The sequence below is a fragment of the Azospirillum sp. Sh1 genome (assembly GCF_008365135.1).
Lineage (GTDB): Bacteria > Pseudomonadota > Alphaproteobacteria > Azospirillales > Azospirillaceae > Azospirillum > Azospirillum oryzae.
Map to the genome: position 1 here is coordinate 1 of NZ_VTTK01000066.1, position 17,695 is coordinate 17,695.

A 17,695-nucleotide genomic window follows, 5' to 3' on the forward strand; every position below is an offset into this window, starting at 1 on the left:
ATCGCCGCCGTCAGCGACGTCTTGCCGTGGTCGACGTGGCCGATCGTGCCAACGTTGCAGTGCGGCTTGTTCCGCTCGAACTTTGCCTTCGCCATGGGGTGGTCTCTCCGTTTCTCAATCGTTCCAGCGGTCTTCAGGCCACCTTGGCGCGGACGCCGTCCGCGATGGCCTGTGGCACCGGCTCATAATGGTCGAACTGCATGCTGTACTGCGCGCGGCCCTGACTCATGGAGCGCAGGGAGTTCACATAGCCGAACATGGCCGCCAAGGGAACCAGTCCCGTGACGATTCGCGCGTTCCCGCGCTGGTCCATGCCGGTGATCTGTCCGCGGCGACCGTTCAAATCGCCGATGACGTCGCCCATATAGTCGTCCGGCGTGATGATTTCGACCCGCATCAGCGGTTCCAACAGCGCCGGAGCGGCTTTTGTCATGGCCTCGCGGAAGGCGGTCCGCGCCGCCAGTTCGAAGGCGAGCGGCGAGGAGTCGACGTCATGCGCCTCGCCGCCGGTCAGGGTCGCCTTGACGTCCACCACCGGGTAGCCGGCGACGACGCCGCTGTCCTTCGCGGCCTCCAGCCCCTTCTGCACGCCGGCGACGAACTCACGCGCCAGTCCGGCGGCGCGATTCTCGAACACGAAGCCGGCGCCGCGGTCGAGCGCCTCCAGCTTCAGCGTCACACGTGCGAACTGGGCGCGGTCGCCGGTCTGGCGGGCATGGACATGGTCGATCTCGGCCGAGCGCAGCACCGTCTCGCGGTAGGCGACCTTGGGCGCGCCGACGGCGGCATCGACGCGGAATTCGCGCTTCATGCGGTCGACGATGATGTCGAGATGCAGCTCGCCCATGCCGCGAATGACGGTCTGGCCGCTTTCACGGTCGACCGAGACCTGCAGCGAGGGATCCTCATGACCCAACCGGTTCAACGCCGCCGCCATCTTCTCGTGGTCGGCGTCGGTGCGCGGCTCGACCACGATCTCGATCACCGGCTCGGGAACGTCCAGACGTTCCAGCACGATGGGTTTGGCAGGGTCGCAGAGCGTATCGCCGGTGGCGGTGTGCTCCAGCCCGGCGAACGCCACGATGTCGCCGGTATGGGCGTGCTCGATGTCTTCACGGCTGTTGGCATGCATCAGCAGCATGCGGCCGATCTTCTCGCGCTCGCCCTTCACCGGGTTGAGCAGCGAATCGCCGACGCTCGCGGTGCCGGAATAGATGCGGCAGAAGGTGAGCGTCCCGACATAGGGGTCGTTCATCACCTTGAAGGCGAGGCCCGAGAAGGGGGCGCTGTCGTTTGCCGCGCGCTCCTCCGAACGGTCGCCGCCGACGGCATGGCCCGTCACCGCGCCGATATCGTTCGGCGCCGGCAGATAGTGGACCACCGCGTCGAGCATCGGTTGAATGCCCTTGTTGCGGAACGCCGATCCGCAAAGCACGGGGACCACGGCATTGGAAATCGTGCCCCTGCGGATCAGCGCGCGCAGGGCGTTGGGCGCAGGCTCCTCGCCGCGCTCCAGATAGGCGGCCATTGCCGCCTCGTCGAGATCGAGCACAGCCTCCAGCAGCGCCTGACGGGCGCTTGCGGCGGTCTCTGCCAGATCCTCGGGAATGTCGGTATCTTCGAATTCGGCGCCGAGAGTCTCGGCCTTCCAGATCGTGGCGCGCATGGCTACGAGATCGACGACGCCGGAAAAGCCGGCTTCGCTGCCGATCGGAAGCTGAAGAACCAGCGGCTTGACACCCAGCCGGTCGGCCATCATGGCGACACAGCCGTCGAAGTCCGCGCCAACGCGGTCCATCTTGTTGACGAAGGCCATGCGCGGCACGCCGTACTTGTCGGCCTGCCGCCACACGGTTTCCGTCTGGGGCTCGACCCCTGCAACCGCGTCGAAGATGGCAACGGCGCCATCCAGGACACGCAACGAACGCTCGACCTCGATGGTGAAATCCACGTGGCCGGGCGTATCGATGATGTTGATGCGGTGGTCGCGCCAGAAACAGGTCGTTGCCGCCGAGGTAATGGTGATGCCCCGTTCCTGCTCCTGCTCCATCCAGTCCATGACGGCGGTGCCGTCATTGACCTCGCCCATGCGATAGGACTTGCCGGTATAGAACAGGATGCGCTCGGTCGTCGTCGTCTTGCCGGCATCGATGTGAGCCATGATGCCGATGTTGCGGTAACGGTCGAGGGCGTGCGAACGGGGCATGCAAAATCACCAGGACAGGCGTGAACCTTACCAGCGGTAGTGCGAGAACGCCTTGTTGGCTTCCGCCATGCGGTGCGTGTCTTCGCGCTTCTTCACGGCGGTGCCGCGCTGGCTGGCAGCGTCGAGCAGCTCACCCGACAGACGCTCGGTCATGGTGTTTTCCGAGCGGGCGCGGGCGGCGCTGATCAGCCAACGGATGGCGAGAGCCTGGGCGCGGTCCGAACGGACCTCGACCGGAACCTGGTAGGTCGCACCACCGACGCGGCGGCTGCGGACTTCCAGGTGCGGCTTCACGTTGGCGAGCGCATCGTGGAAGACCTGAACGGGGTCGTTCTTGGTCTTGACCTCGATACGGCCGAGCGCACCATAGACGATGCCTTCGGCGGCCGACTTCTTGCCGTCCAGCATCAGGCAGTTCATGAACTTCGTCAGGACGCGGTCGCCGTACTTGGCGTCCGGCAGGACTTCACGCTTCTCGGCGCGATGACGACGGGACATCGTGAGTTCTCCTTACTTCGGACGCTTCGCGCCGTACTTCGAACGGCGCTGCTTACGATCCTTGACGCCCTGGGTATCCAGCGTGCCGCGAATGATGTGGTAGCGAACGCCGGGAAGATCCTTCACACGACCGCCGCGGATCATGACCACCGAGTGTTCCTGGAGGTTGTGGCCCTCACCAGGGATGTAGCTCGTCACCTCGAAGCCGTTCGTCAGACGAACGCGGGCGACCTTACGGAGCGCCGAGTTCGGCTTCTTCGGGGTGGTAGTGTAAACGCGAGTGCAGACGCCACGCTTCTGCGGGCAGGCCTCCATCGCGGGAACCTTGTTGCGCGCGGCCAACGGCTCGCGCGGCTTACGGATCAACTGGTTGATCGTCGGCATATCTGCCCTTCATCCCTTCAAGATCACTCGGCCGGACGAGCCGGACGAAGCAAAAGCCCGCCTGCGAAACGTTGCCGTTCCGAGCGGGCTGAATGAGCGAAAGCCGACCGGAGGACTCCGATCGGCGGGATCGGTGGATTCAATCGGACGCACGGAGAGCCCCGGCGTCCTTTGAAGTTCGCGGACTTTAGGGAAACGCCGCGGGAGAGTCAAGCACGGTCCGTTCAGAAGCGCGTTCGGAATGCTAAGATCGCTACAAGCGGCTTCTGCTCTTGTGCTTGAGCAAATAGGTCCAGACACGGTCAATTATTCGCGCCCTGCTGTGAAAAGATAGATGATAAATATCTTCGAGCCTGAGATCCATACCAACCGTCTTTTGGATATATTTGCCCTCAATAGCCAAGTAAACCGCAAAATCCTGCTGACTCTTATCTCGGGACGACATTGGGGTCAGCTTTGTCAGCCTTGACTTAAAGCCAATTTCACTATGAGATAGCATCTTATGAAGATAGTCGGCCATCTTTTCATCGCGGCCATTGTATAAGGTTATGTGCAGAACACCGTCCTGATAGTCTGGCTTCCACCAAATATCTTCAGTAAAGCTACGGTTACTTGAGGAAAGATAAACAACATGCTCATCTCTGAAATTAAATCTTCCGCATCCATCAATCACTACGGCGGCCTCATCATGCTTATCCTTCCAGGAACGGCGATGATATAATATATCTGATCCCCGATATGGCCCGCGAATGGTGATATGGGCCTCTTGTGTGGTGTAAGGGTTTGCAATTACACGGATGATGTTCAGGCATGCTCGAGTAACAGGATCTTTAAACAACATTACATAGAATATCTTTTTTGCTTCTTCATGCACATAGTATGGAGTTTCCGGAGAATTAAATTCTCCGGATGCCCTATCGTTGATGTGGTAAAAGTTGAATTCCGCTTGATTGCTCATTGAGCTTTATCCGCTAGAGAACGATCGAGCGCAAGTAATTATTAAGAGTAGTCACTTCCCGGAGAATTTCAAATATTGTGTCTCCAAATTGCTTTGCGTTCTGGAATGCCAAACTGCGATTGGCATCGTCCAGAAACCACGCATACAGGTCATCCGTCGGCAGCGCTGTCATCTCTAAAAACCAGACATATTGCTTTCGAGCGGTAACAAATAACGGCTCCAGATCTGCGGTGTTGTCGCATGCGTACTCTAGTCTTTGCAATGGAGTTAGGGATATCATATCAATTACATCTTCGGGCCGCATCGGCTTTGGAAAGCTGGACAGATAAGCTATAGACGCAAAGCAAGTCAGCAGTCTGCTGTGCTTTAGCTTAAAGTTTTTTATTTTTTGTTTGATGCGCTTTTCTTGATCGGCCTCTGGTTGGTTTCTTTTATGCTCATAGTTAAGACAAAGCGTCTTCCAAAAACGCTGTATGTCATTCACGAGGAAGATAGGCCGAAATTCACTTGCATGGTCACCGTAGTCTCTGAAATATGAATCAATCACCCGAGCGACCGCTGCCCAATAATTATCGTCATTGAAAAGTGGTTTGCTTTCCAGGAGAAGGAGCATTCTTGTGGTGAAGTGATTCTGATAATCATCACCGCGACCTCCCAACTCTGCTAGGTTTTCATCAAGATATAAAATTTTGAGATATTCACCATCATTTGAAAGTTCAGGAAAGCCCATTTCTTCTGAAATCTTCACGATGTCAGAAAATAGTTTAATCTCGGCTATGCGCGAATGCTTATAATCACGCGACGGACGATCATACAAAAAGAACAGATCCACGTCAGAGTATTGGCTGGCTTCATTGCGAGCATAAGAGCCGGCCGAAAATATCGTAAGCAGCGGAAAATTTTCAGCCGAATCAAGCGCTACGATCCTTCTCCTCAATTCGGAGATCCGCGCTTCCGACAATGACTTCCTCACGTCCAATATATTTCTGTCGCTGCTCATTTCTATCCCATTTGCAAGTTTTGGAATCTATCGAGCCGAAGCATAATTTGGTCCATGCGCCCTGCTCTTTGCATGATAGCGGGAAAAGAATCGCCACGATAGTAGGCCATCGGCAACAGTCGAGCGACCACTCGCATAGAAAAGGGCGCGTCCCTTGCGGAACGCGCCCCCTCCCCTACCCAATAGTCCCGAAGGATCAGGCCGCGGAGCTTTCCTCGCCCGGGGTCGGCAGGGCCGGAGTTTCCTCCGGAGCGCCGGCTTCCAGGGCCGCTTCACGGTCACGCTCGGCAGCGATCAGCTTCAGGCGGTTCACCACGGAGCCCGTACCGGCCGGGATCAGACGGCCGACGATGACGTTCTCCTTCAGGCCCTCCAGGTTGTCGACCTTGCCGCCGACGGCTGCTTCCGTGAGGACGCGGGTGGTTTCCTGGAACGACGCGGCGGAAATGAAGGACCGCGTCTGCAGGCTGGCCTTGGTGATGCCCTGGAGAACCGGGTGACCGTGGGCCGGCTGCAGCCCCTCGGCGACCGTCTTCTCGTTCTCCTCGTCGAACTCCTGACGGTCGACCTGCTCGCCCACCAGGAAGGTGGTCTCGCCGGCGTCGGTGATCTCGACCTTCTGCAGCATCTGGCGGACGATCACCTCGATGTGCTTGTCGTTGATCTTCACGCCCTGCAGTCGATAGACGTCCTGGATTTCGTTGATCAGGTAGTCGGCCAAGGCCTCCACACCCATCACCGCCAGGATGTCGTGCGGCACCGGGTTGCCGTCCATCAGCAGATCGCCGCGTTCGACATAGTCACCCTCCTGCACGGAGATGTGCTTGCCCTTCGGGATCAGATACTCCTTCTCGTCGCCGGTCTCCTCGTTGCGGACGACGATGCGGCGCTTGGTCTTGTAGTCCTTACCGAATTCGACGCGACCGCTCATCTCCGAGATGATGGCGAAGTCCTTCGGACGACGCGCCTCGAACAGCTCGGCCACGCGCGGCAGACCACCGGTGATGTCGCGGGTCTTGGACGACTCGCGCGGGATACGCGCCAGCACGTCACCGGCCCGGACCTCGGCGCCGTTCTCCACCGACAGAATGGCGTCCACCGACATGAAGTAGCGGGCTTCCAGTCCGTTCGGCAGGGTGATCAGGTCGCCCCGCTCGTCCACCAGCGCGATGCGCGGCTTCAGGTCCGCGCCACGCGGCTGCTGACGCCAGTCGACCACCACCTTGGAGCTGATGCCCGTCGCCTCGTCCATCACCTCGCGCATGGAGATGCCCTCCACCAGGTCGATGTAACGGGCGGTACCGGCACGCTCGGTGATGATCGGCAGGGTGTAGGGGTCCCACTCGGCCAGCTTGGCGCCGCGCTCGACCTTCACACCCTCGTCCGCCAGCAGCTTGGCACCGTACGGCACGCGGTGACGCGCCCGCTCGCGGCCCTGGTCATCGAGGAGGATGACTTCGGTGCTGCGGCCCATGACAACCGGGATGCCGGACGAGTTCATGACGACGTTGCGGTTGTTGATCCGCACCGTCGCTTCGAACGCCGCCTCGATCTGGCTCTGCTCCGCACCGCGCTGCGCCGCACCACCGATGTGGAAGGTACGCATCGTCAGCTGGGTACCCGGCTCGCCGATCGACTGCGCCGCGATGACGCCGACCGCCTCGCCGGTGTTGACCAGCGTGCCGCGGGCCAGATCACGGCCGTAGCACTTGGCGCAGACGCCGTCGCGGGTCTCGCAGGTCAGGACCGAGCGGATCTTGACCGAGTCGATGCCCGACCGCTCGATGCGGTCGACCGTCGGCTCGTCGATCAGGCCGCCGTCCTCGACGATCAGTTCGCCGTTCAGCGGGTCGATCACCGCGCCGACCACGGTGCGGCCGAGGATGCGATCGCCCAGCGGGGAGATGACTTCGCCGCCGTCGATCACCGCCTTGACGGTGATGCCGCGCTCGGTGCCGCAATCATGCTCGACGATGATGGCGTCCTGCGCCACGTCGACCAGACGACGGGTCAGGTAACCGGAGTTCGCCGTCTTCAAGGCGGTGTCGGCCAGACCCTTGCGGGCGCCGTGGGTGGAGTTGAAGTACTCCAGCACGGTCAGGCCTTCCTTGAAGTTCGAGATGATCGGCGTCTCGATGATCTCGCCCGACGGCTTGGCCATCAGGCCGCGCATGCCGGCCAGCTGACGGATCTGCGCGGCGGAACCGCGGGCGCCGGAGTGGGCCATCATGTACACCGAGTTGACCGGCTTGCCGGCTTCGGTGGTCGAGATCGCCTTCATCATCTCGGAGGCGACCTTTTCGGTGCATTCCGACCAGACGTCGACGACCTTGTTGTACTTCTCGCCCTGGGTGATCAGGCCGTCGAGATACTGCTGCTCGAACTCCTTCACCCGCTCCTTCGACTCGTTGACCAGCTTCTCCTTGGCGGCGGGGATGACCATGTCGTCCTTGCCGAAGGAAATGCCGGCGCGGCAGGCGTGGCCGAAGCCCAGCTTCATCAGGCGATCGGCGAAGATCACCGTCTCCTTCTGACCGCAATGGCGATAGACGGCGTCGATGACGTTGCCGACGTCCTTCTTGGTCAGGACGCGGTTGATCAGCGAGAAGGGCACCTTCGGGTGACGCGGCAGCAGCTCCGACAGGAGCATGCGGCCGGGGGTCGTCTCGACAATGGTGATCTGCTCGTTGCCCTCGTCGTCGACGCCGACGTAGCGCGCCTTGATCTTCGCATGGATCGACAGGACCTTGGCGTTCAGCGCCTGCTCGATTTCCGAGACGTTGGCGAACACCATGCCCTCGCCCTTCTCACTCGGGCGGTCCATGGAGATGTAGTAGATGCCGAGGACGATGTCCTGCGACGGCACGATGATCGGCTTGCCGTTGGCGGGCGACAGGATGTTGTTGGTCGACATCATCAGGACGCGCGCTTCCAGCTGGGCCTCGAGGCTCAACGGAACGTGCACGGCCATCTGGTCGCCGTCGAAGTCGGCGTTGAAGGCGGTGCAGACCAGCGGGTGCAGCTGGATCGCCTTGCCTTCGATCAGCGTCGGCTCGAACGCCTGGATGCCGAGACGGTGCAGCGTCGGCGCCCGGTTCAGCATCACCGGATGCTCGCGGATGACCTCCTCCAGGATGTCCCACACCTCGGGACGCTCCTTCTCCACCATCCGCTTGGCGGCCTTGATGGTGGAGGCGAGGCCGTACAGCTCAAGCTTGGCGTAGATGAAGGGCTTGAACAGCTCGAGCGCCATCTTCTTCGGCAGGCCGCACTGGTGCAGCTTCAGCTCCGGACCGACGACGATGACCGAACGGCCCGAATAGTCGACGCGCTTGCCGAGCAGGTTCTGACGGAAGCGGCCCTGCTTGCCCTTCAGCATGTCGGACAGCGACTTCAGCGGACGCTTGTTGGCGCCGGTGATGACGCGGCCACGGCGGCCGTTGTCGAACAGAGCGTCGACGGCCTCCTGCAGCATGCGCTTCTCGTTGCGGACGATGATGTCCGGCGCCTTCAGCTCGATCAGCCGCTTCAGTCGGTTGTTGCGGTTGATGACGCGGCGGTACAGGTCGTTCAGATCCGACGTGGCGAAACGGCCGCCGTCCAGCGGGACCAGCGGACGCAGTTCGGGCGGGATCACCGGAATGACTTCCAGGATCATCCACTCCGGACGCGACTGCGAGGCCAGGAACGCGTCGATCAGCTTCAGGCGCTTGACCAGCTTCTTGCGCTTGGCTTCGGAGTTGGTGTCGCGCAGATCCTCGCGGCAGCGCTTCTTCTCCTCGTCGAGGTCGAGCGCGGACAGCATGATGCGCAGCGCTTCGGCACCGATCGACGCGGTGAAGGCGTCCTCGCCGTACTCGTCCTGGGCGTTGAGGTACTCTTCCTCGTTCAGCAGCGAATGCAGCTTCAGCGGGGTGAGGCCCGGCTCGATGACGACGTAGTTTTCGAAATAGAGGATGCGCTCCAGATCCTTGAGCGTCATGTCGAGCAGCAGGCCGATGCGGCTCGGCAGCGACTTCAGGAACCAGATGTGCGCGACGGGGGACGCCAGTTCGATATGGCCCATGCGCTCGCGCCGGACCTTCGACAGCGTGACCTCGACGCCGCATTTCTCGCAGATGATGCCGCGATACTTCATGCGCTTGTACTTGCCGCACAAGCACTCGTAGTCCTTGATCGGGCCGAAGATGCGGGCGCAGAACAGGCCGTCGCGCTCCGGCTTGAAGGTGCGATAGTTGATGGTTTCCGGCTTCTTGATCTCGCCGTAGGACCAGGACCGGATCCGCTCGGGGCTCGCGATCTGGATGCGGATCTGATCGAAGCTCTGCGGCCCCTGGACCTGGCCGAAAATGTTCATCAACTCATTCATGACCGTCTCCCGCTGGCATCGCCGCGTTGTCGGTTAAGGGCAGTGCATGACCCCGGAGCGGTGCTCGCACCGTTCCGGGGTTTGGTCACGTCAAATCGGCTCAGTAGGACCGCTGGTTCAGTTCGACGTTCAGGCCGAGCGAGCGCAGCTCCTTGACCAGCACGTTGAACGACTCCGGAATGCCGGCCTCGAAGTTGTCGTCGCCGCGGACGATGGCCTCGTAGACCTTGGTGCGGCCGGACACGTCGTCCGACTTCACCGTCAGCATTTCCTGCAGCGTGTAGGCGGCGCCGTAGGCTTCGAGCGCCCAGACCTCCATCTCACCGAAGCGCTGACCGCCGAACTGGGCCTTGCCGCCCAGCGGCTGCTGCGTGACCAGCGAGTAGGGGCCGATCGACCGGGCGTGGATCTTGTCGTCCACCAAGTGGTGCAGCTTCAGCATGTAGATGTAGCCGACAGTCACCTTGCGGTCGAAGGTCTCACCGGTGCGGCCGTCCACCAGCGTCGACTGGCCCGACCGGTCGAAACCGGCACGCTCCAGGTGGACGCAGATGTCCTCCTCGCGGGCGCCGTCGAAGACCGGCGTCGCGAAGGGCACGCCCTTGCGCAGGTTGCCGCCCAGCTCCAGCAGCTCGCCGTCGGTCATGTCGGCGATGTCCTCGTTGTAGGTCACCTCGCCGTACGCCGACTTCAGCGTGCTGCGCAGGGCCTCCAGCTGGGGAGCGCCTTCGGCCTTCTGACGGATCGCCAGACGGTATTGGTCGACCGCACGACCGATCTGCCGGCCAAGACCCGAGGCCGCCCAACCGAGGTGGGTTTCGAGGATCTGACCGACGTTCATGCGCGACGGCACGCCCAGCGGGTTCAGCACCAGATCGACCGGGGTGCCGTCCTCGAGGTACGGCATGTCCTCCTGCGGGATGATGCGCGAGACGACACCCTTGTTGCCGTGACGGCCGGCCATCTTGTCGCCCGGCTGCAGCTTGCGCTTCACCGCGACGAAGACCTTGACCATCTTCATGACGCCCGGCGGCAGCTCGTCGCCGCGCTGCAGCTTGTCGACCTTGTTCTCGAAGCGGTCCTGCAGGGCCTTGATCGAGTCGTCGAACACCTTGGCCAGGTTCTCGACCGTCTCCATCACCTGCTCGTCGGCGATGGCGATCTGGCGCCACAGACCCTTCGACAGGCCGGCCAGAACCTCCTCGGTCAGGACCGTGCCACCCTTCATGCCCTTCGGGCCGGACTGCGCGGTCTGGCCGAGCAGCACTTCCTTCAGGCGGGTGTAGAAGCTGCGCTCCAGGATGCCGCGCTCGTCGTCGCGGTCCTTCGCCAGCTTCTCGATCTCGGCCCGCTCGATCGCCAGAGCGCGCTCGTCCTTGTCGACGCCGCGGCGGCTGAACACACGGACCTCGACGATGGTGCCGACGACGCCCGGCGGCAGGCGCAGCGAGGTGTCGCGGACATCGGAAGCCTTTTCGCCGAAGATGGCGCGCAGCAGCTTCTCTTCCGGCGTCATCGGGCTTTCACCCTTCGGCGTCACCTTGCCGACCAGGATGTCGCCCGGACGGACCTCGGCGCCGATGTAGACGATGCCGGCCTCGTCGAGGTTCTTCAGAGCTTCCTCACCCACGTTCGGAATGTCGCGGGTGATTTCCTCCTGGCCCAGCTTGGTGTCGCGGGCCATGACCTCGAACTCCTCGATGTGGATCGAGGTGAAGACGTCGTCCTTGACGATGCGCTCGTTGATGAGGATCGAGTCCTCGAAGTTGTAGCCGTTCCACGGCATGAACGCGACGAGCACGTTGCGGCCGAGCGCCAGCTCGCCGAGGTCGGTCGACGGACCGTCGGCCACGATGTCGCCGGCGTTCACCCGGTCACCGACCTTCACCAGCGGACGCTGGGTGATGCAGGTGTTCTGGTTGGAACGCTGGAACTTCAGCAGGTTGTAGATGTCGACGCCCGGCGCCGTGCTGTCCGAGCTGTCGGTGGCGCGGACGACGATGCGGGTGGCGTCGACCTGGTCGACGATGCCCGAGCGCTTGGCGACGATGGTCACGCCGCTGTCGCGGGCGACGGTCGCCTCCATGCCGGTGCCGACCAGCGGCGCGTCGGCCTTGACCAGCGGCACCGCCTGACGCTGCATGTTCGAGCCCATCAGCGCGCGGTTGGCGTCGTCGTTCTCCAGGAACGGGATCAGCGCCGCGGCGACGGACACCAGCTGCTTCGGCGAAACGTCGATCAGGTCGATCGCCTCCGGCCGGAACATCAGGTATTCGCCGCCCTGGCGGCAGGACACCAGATCGGCGGCGAAGCTGTTGTCCGGGTTCAGCTCGGCATTCGCCTGGGCCACGACGTAACGGCCCTCCTCCATCGCCGACAGATAGACCACCTCGTTGGTGACCTTGCCGTCGATGACCTTGCGGTAGGGGCTCTCGATGAAGCCGTACTGGTTCACGCGGGCGTAGGTCGCCAGCGAGTTGATCAGACCGATGTTCGGGCCTTCCGGCGTCTCAATCGGGCAGATGCGGCCATAGTGCGTCGGGTGCACGTCGCGCACCTCGAAGCCGGCGCGCTCGCGGGTCAGACCGCCCGGGCCGAGAGCCGAGAGACGACGCTTGTGCGTGATCTCGGACAGCGGGTTGGTCTGGTCCATGAACTGCGACAGCTGCGACGAACCGAAGAACTCGCGCACGGCGGCGGCGGCCGGCTTGGCGTTGATCAGGTCATGCGGCATCACCGTGTCGATCTCGACGGAGCTCATGCGCTCGCGGATCGCACGTTCCATGCGCAGCAGGCCGACGCGGTACTGGTTCTCCATCAGCTCGCCGACCGAGCGGACGCGGCGGTTGCCGAGATGGTCGATGTCGTCGATCTCGCCGCGGCCGTCCTTCAGGTTCACCAGAACCTTCAGGATCTCCAGGATGTCCTCCTTGCGGAGAACGCGCATCTGGTCGTCCGTCTGGAAGTTCAGGCGGGCGTTCATCTTCACGCGGCCGACGGCCGACAGGTCGTAGCGCTCGCTGTCGAAGAACAGGCCGGAGAACAGCGCCTCGGCCGACTCCAGGGTCGGCGGCTCGCCCGGACGCATGACGCGGTAGATGTCGATCAGCGCGTCTTCGCGGCTGGCGTTGCGATCCGCATTCATGGTGTTGCGGATGTAGGCGCCGACGTTCAGGTGGTCGATCGCCAGCACCGGCAGCTCGTCGACGCCGGTCTTCTCAAGCTTGTCGAGGTCGCTCGCCGACAGCTCGTCACCGGCTTCGAACAGGACTTCGCCCGTGCGCTCGTTGATGATGTCGACGGCGAGGTAGCGGCCGGTCAGCTCCTCGGTGGAGACCTGCTGCTCGGTCAGGCCGGCCTCGACCAGCTTCTTGATGACGCGCGGGGTCATCTTGGTGCCGGCCTCGGCGACGACGGCGCCGGTGGCGGCATCGACCAGGTCGGACACCAGCTTGACGCCCTTCATGCGCTCGGCGCTGAACGGGGTCTTCCAGCCGCCGGCGGAGCGGGTGTAGGTGATGGTGTCGTAGAAGTAGTTGAGGATCTCTTCCTTCGACATGCCCTGCGCTTCGTAGGGCAGCAGGTCCTTGCGGTTCGCCTTGCGCTCGGCGCGCAGCGCCTCGGTCTCCGCGCCGTCCAGAGCGAACAGCAGCGTGGTGGCCGGCAGCTTGCGGCGGCGGTCGATGCGGACGTAGACGAGATCCTTGGCGTCGAACTCGAAGTCCAGCCAGGAACCGCGATAGGGGATGACGCGGGCGGCGAACAGATACTTGCCCGACGCGTGGGTCTTGCCCTTGTCGTGGTCGAAGAAGACACCCGGGCTGCGGTGCATCTGGGAGACGATGACGCGCTCGGTGCCGTTGATGATGAAGGTGCCGTTGGCCGTCATCAGGGGCATGTCGCCCATGTAGACGTCCTGCTCCTTGATGTCGCGGATCGAACGGAGGCCGGTGTCCTCCTCGACGTCGAACACGGACAGGCGCAGGGTAACCTTCAGCGGAGCCGCGAAGGTCATGCCGCGCTGCTGGCATTCCTCGACGTCGTACTTCGGCTGCTCAAGCTCGTACTTGACGAAATCCAGCACCGCGCGGTCGGAGAAGTCCTTGATCGGGAAGACCGACTTGAAGACTTCCTGCAGGCCCAGGTTCGCCCGCTTTTCCGGGGCGATGTCCATTTGCAGGAAGTGGTCGTAGGAGCTGCGCTGCACCTCGATGAGGTTGGGCATCTGGGTGACTTCCGGGATGCGCCCGAAGCTCTTCCGAACACGTTTACGACCCGTAAAGGATTTGGCCATGGATGTCCCCAAACGTCTGTACGTGATGCGCGTTATACCGACCGTTCAACCGACCGCAGGGTCAAGCCGACTGGTGTCGACCGCTCCCGAGGGCGCCCGCGCGGGCCATCCCCATGATGGGGACGGAAAGAGCCGGGCCGGGCAAGCCCGGTCCGGCGGAAGGCAGAAAACGCCGTGCGGCGGCAGGTTCCCTGGGGAACCGACCGCCGTCCGGCGTGGAACTGTATGATCCGTAACGCAACAAGGTCTTACTTAATATCGACCTTGGCGCCGGCCTCTTCAAGCTGCTTCTTGATCTTGGCGGCCTCGTCCTTCGTGGCGCCTTCCTTGACCGGCTTCGGAGCGCCCTCGACCAGGTCCTTGGCTTCCTTCAGGCCCAGGCCGGTGATCGCGCGGACTTCCTTAATCACGTTGATCTTCTTGTCGCCGGCATCGGCGAGGATCACCGTGAACTCGGTCTGCTCTTCGGCCGGAGCGGCAGCGGCGGCGGCCGGACCAGCGGCGGCGACGGCCACCGGAGCGGCGGCGGAGACGCCCCACTTCTCTTCGAGGAGCTTCGACAGCTCGGCGGCTTCCAGGACGGTCAGGGCCGACAGATCGTCGACGAGCTTCTGCAGATCAGCCATGTTACTACTCCAAACGACTTGAGTTCTGGGGATGGAAAAAAACGAGTGAGTCGAGCCGGCCTTGCGGGCCAGCTCAGGCTGCCTCGTCGTCCTTCTTCGCGTAGGCGGCAAGCACGCGGGCGACCTGGCCACCCGGAGCCTGGAGAACACCGGCGATACGGGTCGCCGGGGTCTGGATCATGCCCACGAGGCGGCCACGCAGTTCGTCCAGCGACGGGAGCGAGGCGAGGGCCTTGACCCCCTCCGCGTCCAGAATCTGGGTGCCGAGGCTGGCTCCGACGATCTTGAGCTTCTCGTTGGTCTTCGCGTAGTCGGCCACCACCTTGGCAGCCGCAACGGGATCCTTCGAGAAGGCGATCGCCGTCGGTCCCTTGAAGAGACCGTCCAGACCTTCGAACTGCGTCCCCTGAAGGGAACGACGGGCGAGCCGGTTCTTCGTCACTTTGAAGCTGGCGCCAGCAGCCCGAACCTTCGCACGCAGGTCGGTGACTTCCTTCACCGTCAGGCCCAGATGGTGGGTGACCACCACCAGGCCCGTGTCCTGGAGCTTCGATTGCAGAGCCGCGATCGTCGCTTCTTTTTGTGTACGATCCACGGATCGCCTCCTTGCACAGAGGTTTACATGGACCCCCTGCCCTTGCGGGCCGGAGGTCCGGCGAACCTGTCCCAGAAGTTCAAGCCGTTCCTGATCCGGTGGTCCCGCCTTGACGGGGGCCGGAATGGTCAACGGGTTCAACTCCTGTCTGCGCCGGTGAATTTTAAGCCCTCACCTTCCGGAGAAGGGGCGGACACCTGCGGTCTCGGACAGGGGTGGGTGGGCGGTCCGCCGGGGCAGGCCCCTTTGGATCATCCACCCGGTCGCCACCGGTACCCGAAGGTACCGGCGGCGAAAGACGGGCGATTACGCCGCGGCGCCGGCCGCGGCCGACACGCTGGTGAGGTCGAGCTTCAGGCCCGGGCCCATCGTCGACGAGAGCGAGACCTTCAGCAGGTACTGGCCCTTGGCGCCGGTCGGCTTGGCACGGGTGATGGCATCGACGAAGGCGCGGATGTTCTGGACCAGCGCCTCTTCCGAGAAGCTGACCTTGCCGACGCCGGCGTGGACGATACCGGTCTTCTCCGCACGGAACTCCACCGCGCCGGCCTTGGCGGCCTTCACGGCGCCGGCGACGTCGGGGGTCACGGTGCCCAGCTTCGGGTTCGGCATCAGGCCGCGCGGGCCGAGAACCTTACCGAGCTTGCCGACCACGCCCATCATGTCGGGCGAGGCGATGCAGCGGTCGAAGTTGATGTTGCCGGCCAGGATCTGTTCGGCGAGATCGTCGCCGCCGACCACGTCGGCGCCGGCGGCCAGAGCCTCATCCACCTTGGCGCCGCGGGCGAACACCGCCACGCGGACGGTCTTGCCGGTGCCGTTCGGCAGGTTCACGACGCCGCGGACCATCTGGTCGGCGTGGCGCGGATCGATGCCGAGGTTCATCGCGATTTCGATGGTCTCGTCGAACTTGGCCTTGGCGGCACCCTTCACCAGGGTGACGGCCTCTTCCAGCGAGTAGAAGTTGTCGCGGTTGACGGTCTTGTAGGCGTCGGTCAGACGCTTGCCCAGCTTCGCCATAGGATCAGCCCTCCACCACTTCGAGGCCCATCGAGCGGGCGGAGCCGGCGATCATGGTCGCTGCGGCTTCGACGTCGTGCGCGTTCAGGTCGACCATCTTCTTCTGGGCGATCTCGCGGATCTGCGAGGTCGTGACCTGGCCGACGAAACCGCCCTTGCCGGGGGTCGTCGAACCCTTGTCCTTGCCCGAAGCCTTCTTGAGGAAGTAGCTGACCGGCGGGGTCTTGGTCACGAAGGTGAAGGTGCGGTCGCCATATGCGGTGATGACCACGGGAATCGGCATGCCGACTTCCAGGTCCGCCGTCTTGGCGTTGAACGCCTTGCAGAACTCCATGATGTTCAGGCCGCGCTGACCGAGCGCCGGGCCGATGGGCGGCGACGGGTTGGCCTTGCCGGCCGGAACCTGCAGCTTGATGTAACCGACGATTTTCTTCGCCATCTCACAACCTCCTGGGACGACACCTCACGCCTTCGACCGGATGGTCCGGCGCGGCGTCGCGGGGTTTTGCGGTTCGGCCATGGCGAGCCTCCCGCAACAGAATGGAGCCACCGATGCAAGCACCGGCAGCTCCGACACGAAAAACTTTGGAACCTTGCGCTTAGATCTTTTCGACCTGCGTGTATTCCAGCTCGACCGGCGTGGAGCGGCCGAAGATCGACACCGCCACCTTGAGGCGGGATTTCTCTTCGTCGACTTCCTCGACGACACCATTGAACGAGGTGAAGGGACCGTCGCTCACTCGCACCTGCTCGCCCACCTCGAAGGTGATCGAGGGCTTGGGGCGCTCAAAGCCTTCCTGCACCTGATGGATGATCCGTTCGGCCTCGCGCTGGGAAATCGGCTGCGGCTTGCCGCCACCGCCCAGGAAGTCCGTAACCTTCGGCGTGTTCTTCACCAGCGACCAGGATTCGTCGGTCAGGTCCATCTTGACGAGGACATAGCCGGGGAAGAACTTGCGTTCCGTGTTGATCTTGGAACCCCGGCGCACTTCGACCACTTCTTCGGTCGGGACTAGGATTTCCTCGAACTTGTCTTCCAAACCCTTCTGAGCCGCCTTTTCGCGGATGGCCTGGGCGACCTTCTTTTCGAAACCCGAATAGACGTGAACGACGTACCAGCGCGCAGCCATGTCTTAGCCTCCCAGCCCAAGGATCAAGCGAACGGCAACCGCCAGCACCTGATCGACGACGAGGAAGAACAGGGCGGCGAGCACGACCATGACGAACACCATGGCGGTCGTGATGCCGGTTTCCTTGCGGGTCGGCCAGGTAACCCTGGCTACCTCGCGGCGGACCTCGCGCGCGAATTCTGCGGGATTGACTTTAGCCATCGTGCGAACCGTGCGAGCTCCGGAGCGACTGTGAGGGCGCCGCTTTTACCCTAACCGTTATTGGGACGGGATGGCAGGAGTGGAGGGGCTCGAACCCCCAACCCCCGGTTTTGGAGACCGGTGCTCTACCAATTGAGCTACACTCCTATCTCCGTCCGGCCACACCTTTCGGCGTGGGACGCCGCTTAAAGCATTCTTTCGGCGGCGGTGTCAAGGCCTTTCAGCCTAACTTTCGGAATAACTTTTTAGAACGGCTTTCCGGAAGCCCAACCGTACTCTGAAGCCAGACAAGACTCCCCCGCCGGACCGGAGCCCGGCGGGGGAGGCAGGCTTATAGCATCACTCGACGATCTTGGCAACGACGCCGGCGCCGACGGTGCGGCCGCCCTCGCGGATGGCGAAGCGCAGGCCTTC

General features: G+C 62.8%; 15 protein-coding genes and 1 tRNA gene. All 16 read right to left on the minus strand.

Features of this window, described 5'->3' with window-relative positions:
* On the minus strand, positions 1-95 hold a 95-nt coding region (locus FZ029_RS33850; RefSeq protein ID WP_246194550.1), incomplete at its 3' end, for a GTP-binding protein.
* Between the two features lie 38 nt (positions 96-133).
* Positions 134-2,206 carry an elongation factor G gene (gene fusA / locus FZ029_RS31925; RefSeq protein WP_149274133.1) on the minus strand — a complete coding sequence of 691 codons (2,073 nt, stop codon included), beginning with the start codon at positions 2,204-2,206 and terminating at the stop codon, positions 134-136.
* A gap of 27 nt (positions 2,207-2,233) precedes the next feature.
* Positions 2,234-2,704: a 30S ribosomal protein S7 gene (gene rpsG / locus FZ029_RS31930; protein WP_012973202.1), complete on the minus strand. Its 471-nt coding sequence runs from the start codon at positions 2,702-2,704 to the stop codon at positions 2,234-2,236.
* A 12-nt stretch (positions 2,705-2,716) separates the two neighbouring features.
* Positions 2,717-3,088, minus strand: coding sequence for a 30S ribosomal protein S12 (gene rpsL, locus FZ029_RS31935; RefSeq protein WP_012973201.1), 372 nt, complete (start codon positions 3,086-3,088; stop codon positions 2,717-2,719).
* Positions 3,089-3,341: 253 nt separating this feature from the next.
* Complete coding sequence (locus FZ029_RS31940) at positions 3,342-4,046, minus strand: hypothetical protein (protein ID WP_149274135.1); 705 nt, start codon at positions 4,044-4,046, stop codon at positions 3,342-3,344.
* Positions 4,047-4,059: 13 nt separating this feature from the next.
* The gene (locus FZ029_RS31945; protein WP_149274137.1) at positions 4,060-5,046 is read right to left on the minus strand and encodes a nucleotidyltransferase domain-containing protein; all 987 of its coding nucleotides are present in this window, start codon (positions 5,044-5,046) and stop codon (positions 4,060-4,062) included.
* 196 nt (positions 5,047-5,242) lie between these two features.
* Positions 5,243-9,415 (minus strand): DNA-directed RNA polymerase subunit beta', encoded by a 4,173-nt coding sequence (gene rpoC / locus FZ029_RS31950; protein ID WP_149197558.1) that lies wholly within the window; start codon positions 9,413-9,415, stop codon positions 5,243-5,245.
* A gap of 100 nt (positions 9,416-9,515) precedes the next feature.
* Positions 9,516-13,709, minus strand: coding sequence for a DNA-directed RNA polymerase subunit beta (rpoB, locus tag FZ029_RS31955; protein ID WP_149197559.1), 4,194 nt, complete (start codon positions 13,707-13,709; stop codon positions 9,516-9,518).
* A 248-nt stretch (positions 13,710-13,957) separates the two neighbouring features.
* Positions 13,958-14,335, minus strand: a complete 378-nt coding sequence (rplL, locus tag FZ029_RS31960) for a 50S ribosomal protein L7/L12 (protein WP_014246882.1) — start codon at positions 14,333-14,335, stop codon at positions 13,958-13,960.
* Positions 14,336-14,408: 73 nt separating this feature from the next.
* Positions 14,409-14,930 (minus strand): 50S ribosomal protein L10, encoded by a 522-nt coding sequence (gene rplJ / locus FZ029_RS31965; protein WP_012973195.1) that lies wholly within the window; start codon positions 14,928-14,930, stop codon positions 14,409-14,411.
* 306 nt (positions 14,931-15,236) lie between these two features.
* Entirely contained in the window at positions 15,237-15,950 is a 714-nt protein-coding gene (gene rplA, locus FZ029_RS31970) for a 50S ribosomal protein L1 (RefSeq protein ID WP_149197560.1), read from the minus strand.
* A 4-nt stretch (positions 15,951-15,954) separates the two neighbouring features.
* Positions 15,955-16,389 carry a 50S ribosomal protein L11 gene (gene rplK / locus FZ029_RS31975; protein WP_109150179.1) on the minus strand — a complete coding sequence of 145 codons (435 nt, stop codon included), beginning with the start codon at positions 16,387-16,389 and terminating at the stop codon, positions 15,955-15,957.
* Between the two features lie 160 nt (positions 16,390-16,549).
* On the minus strand, positions 16,550-17,080 hold the full coding sequence (gene nusG / locus FZ029_RS31980; protein WP_014246877.1) for a transcription termination/antitermination protein NusG: 531 nt from the start codon (positions 17,078-17,080) through the stop codon (positions 16,550-16,552).
* A 3-nt stretch (positions 17,081-17,083) separates the two neighbouring features.
* On the minus strand, positions 17,084-17,281 hold the full coding sequence (gene secE, locus FZ029_RS31985; RefSeq protein WP_014246876.1) for a preprotein translocase subunit SecE: 198 nt from the start codon (positions 17,279-17,281) through the stop codon (positions 17,084-17,086).
* 71 nt (positions 17,282-17,352) lie between these two features.
* Positions 17,353-17,428 (minus strand) — tRNA-Trp (locus FZ029_RS31990).
* A 192-nt stretch (positions 17,429-17,620) separates the two neighbouring features.
* Positions 17,621-17,695: hypothetical protein (locus FZ029_RS34075; RefSeq protein ID WP_211104280.1), on the minus strand; the 75-nt coding region annotated here is incomplete at its 5' end.

Bases quoted from the DNA above. Each gene is read 5' to 3' on its own strand.
- fusA (WP_149274133.1), bottom strand. From the start codon at position 2,206: ATGCCCCGTTCGCACGCCCTCGACCGTTACCGCAACATCGGCATCATG.
- rpsG (WP_012973202.1), bottom strand. From the start codon at position 2,704: ATGTCCCGTCGTCATCGCGCCGAGAAGCGTGAAGTCCTGCCGGACGCC.
- rpsL (WP_012973201.1), bottom strand. From the start codon at position 3,088: ATGCCGACGATCAACCAGTTGATCCGTAAGCCGCGCGAGCCGTTGGCC.
- FZ029_RS31940 (WP_149274135.1), bottom strand. From the start codon at position 4,046: ATGAGCAATCAAGCGGAATTCAACTTTTACCACATCAACGATAGGGCA.
- FZ029_RS31945 (WP_149274137.1), bottom strand. From the start codon at position 5,046: ATGAGCAGCGACAGAAATATATTGGACGTGAGGAAGTCATTGTCGGAA.
- rpoC (WP_149197558.1), bottom strand. From the start codon at position 9,415: ATGAATGAGTTGATGAACATTTTCGGCCAGGTCCAGGGGCCGCAGAGC.
- rpoB (WP_149197559.1), bottom strand. From the start codon at position 13,709: ATGGCCAAATCCTTTACGGGTCGTAAACGTGTTCGGAAGAGCTTCGGG.
- rplL (WP_014246882.1), bottom strand. From the start codon at position 14,335: ATGGCTGATCTGCAGAAGCTCGTCGACGATCTGTCGGCCCTGACCGTC.
- rplA (WP_149197560.1), bottom strand. From the start codon at position 15,950: ATGGCGAAGCTGGGCAAGCGTCTGACCGACGCCTACAAGACCGTCAAC.
- rplK (WP_109150179.1), bottom strand. From the start codon at position 16,389: ATGGCGAAGAAAATCGTCGGTTACATCAAGCTGCAGGTTCCGGCCGGC.
- nusG (WP_014246877.1), bottom strand. From the start codon at position 17,080: ATGGCTGCGCGCTGGTACGTCGTTCACGTCTATTCGGGTTTCGAAAAG.
- secE (WP_014246876.1), bottom strand. From the start codon at position 17,281: ATGGCTAAAGTCAATCCCGCAGAATTCGCGCGCGAGGTCCGCCGCGAG.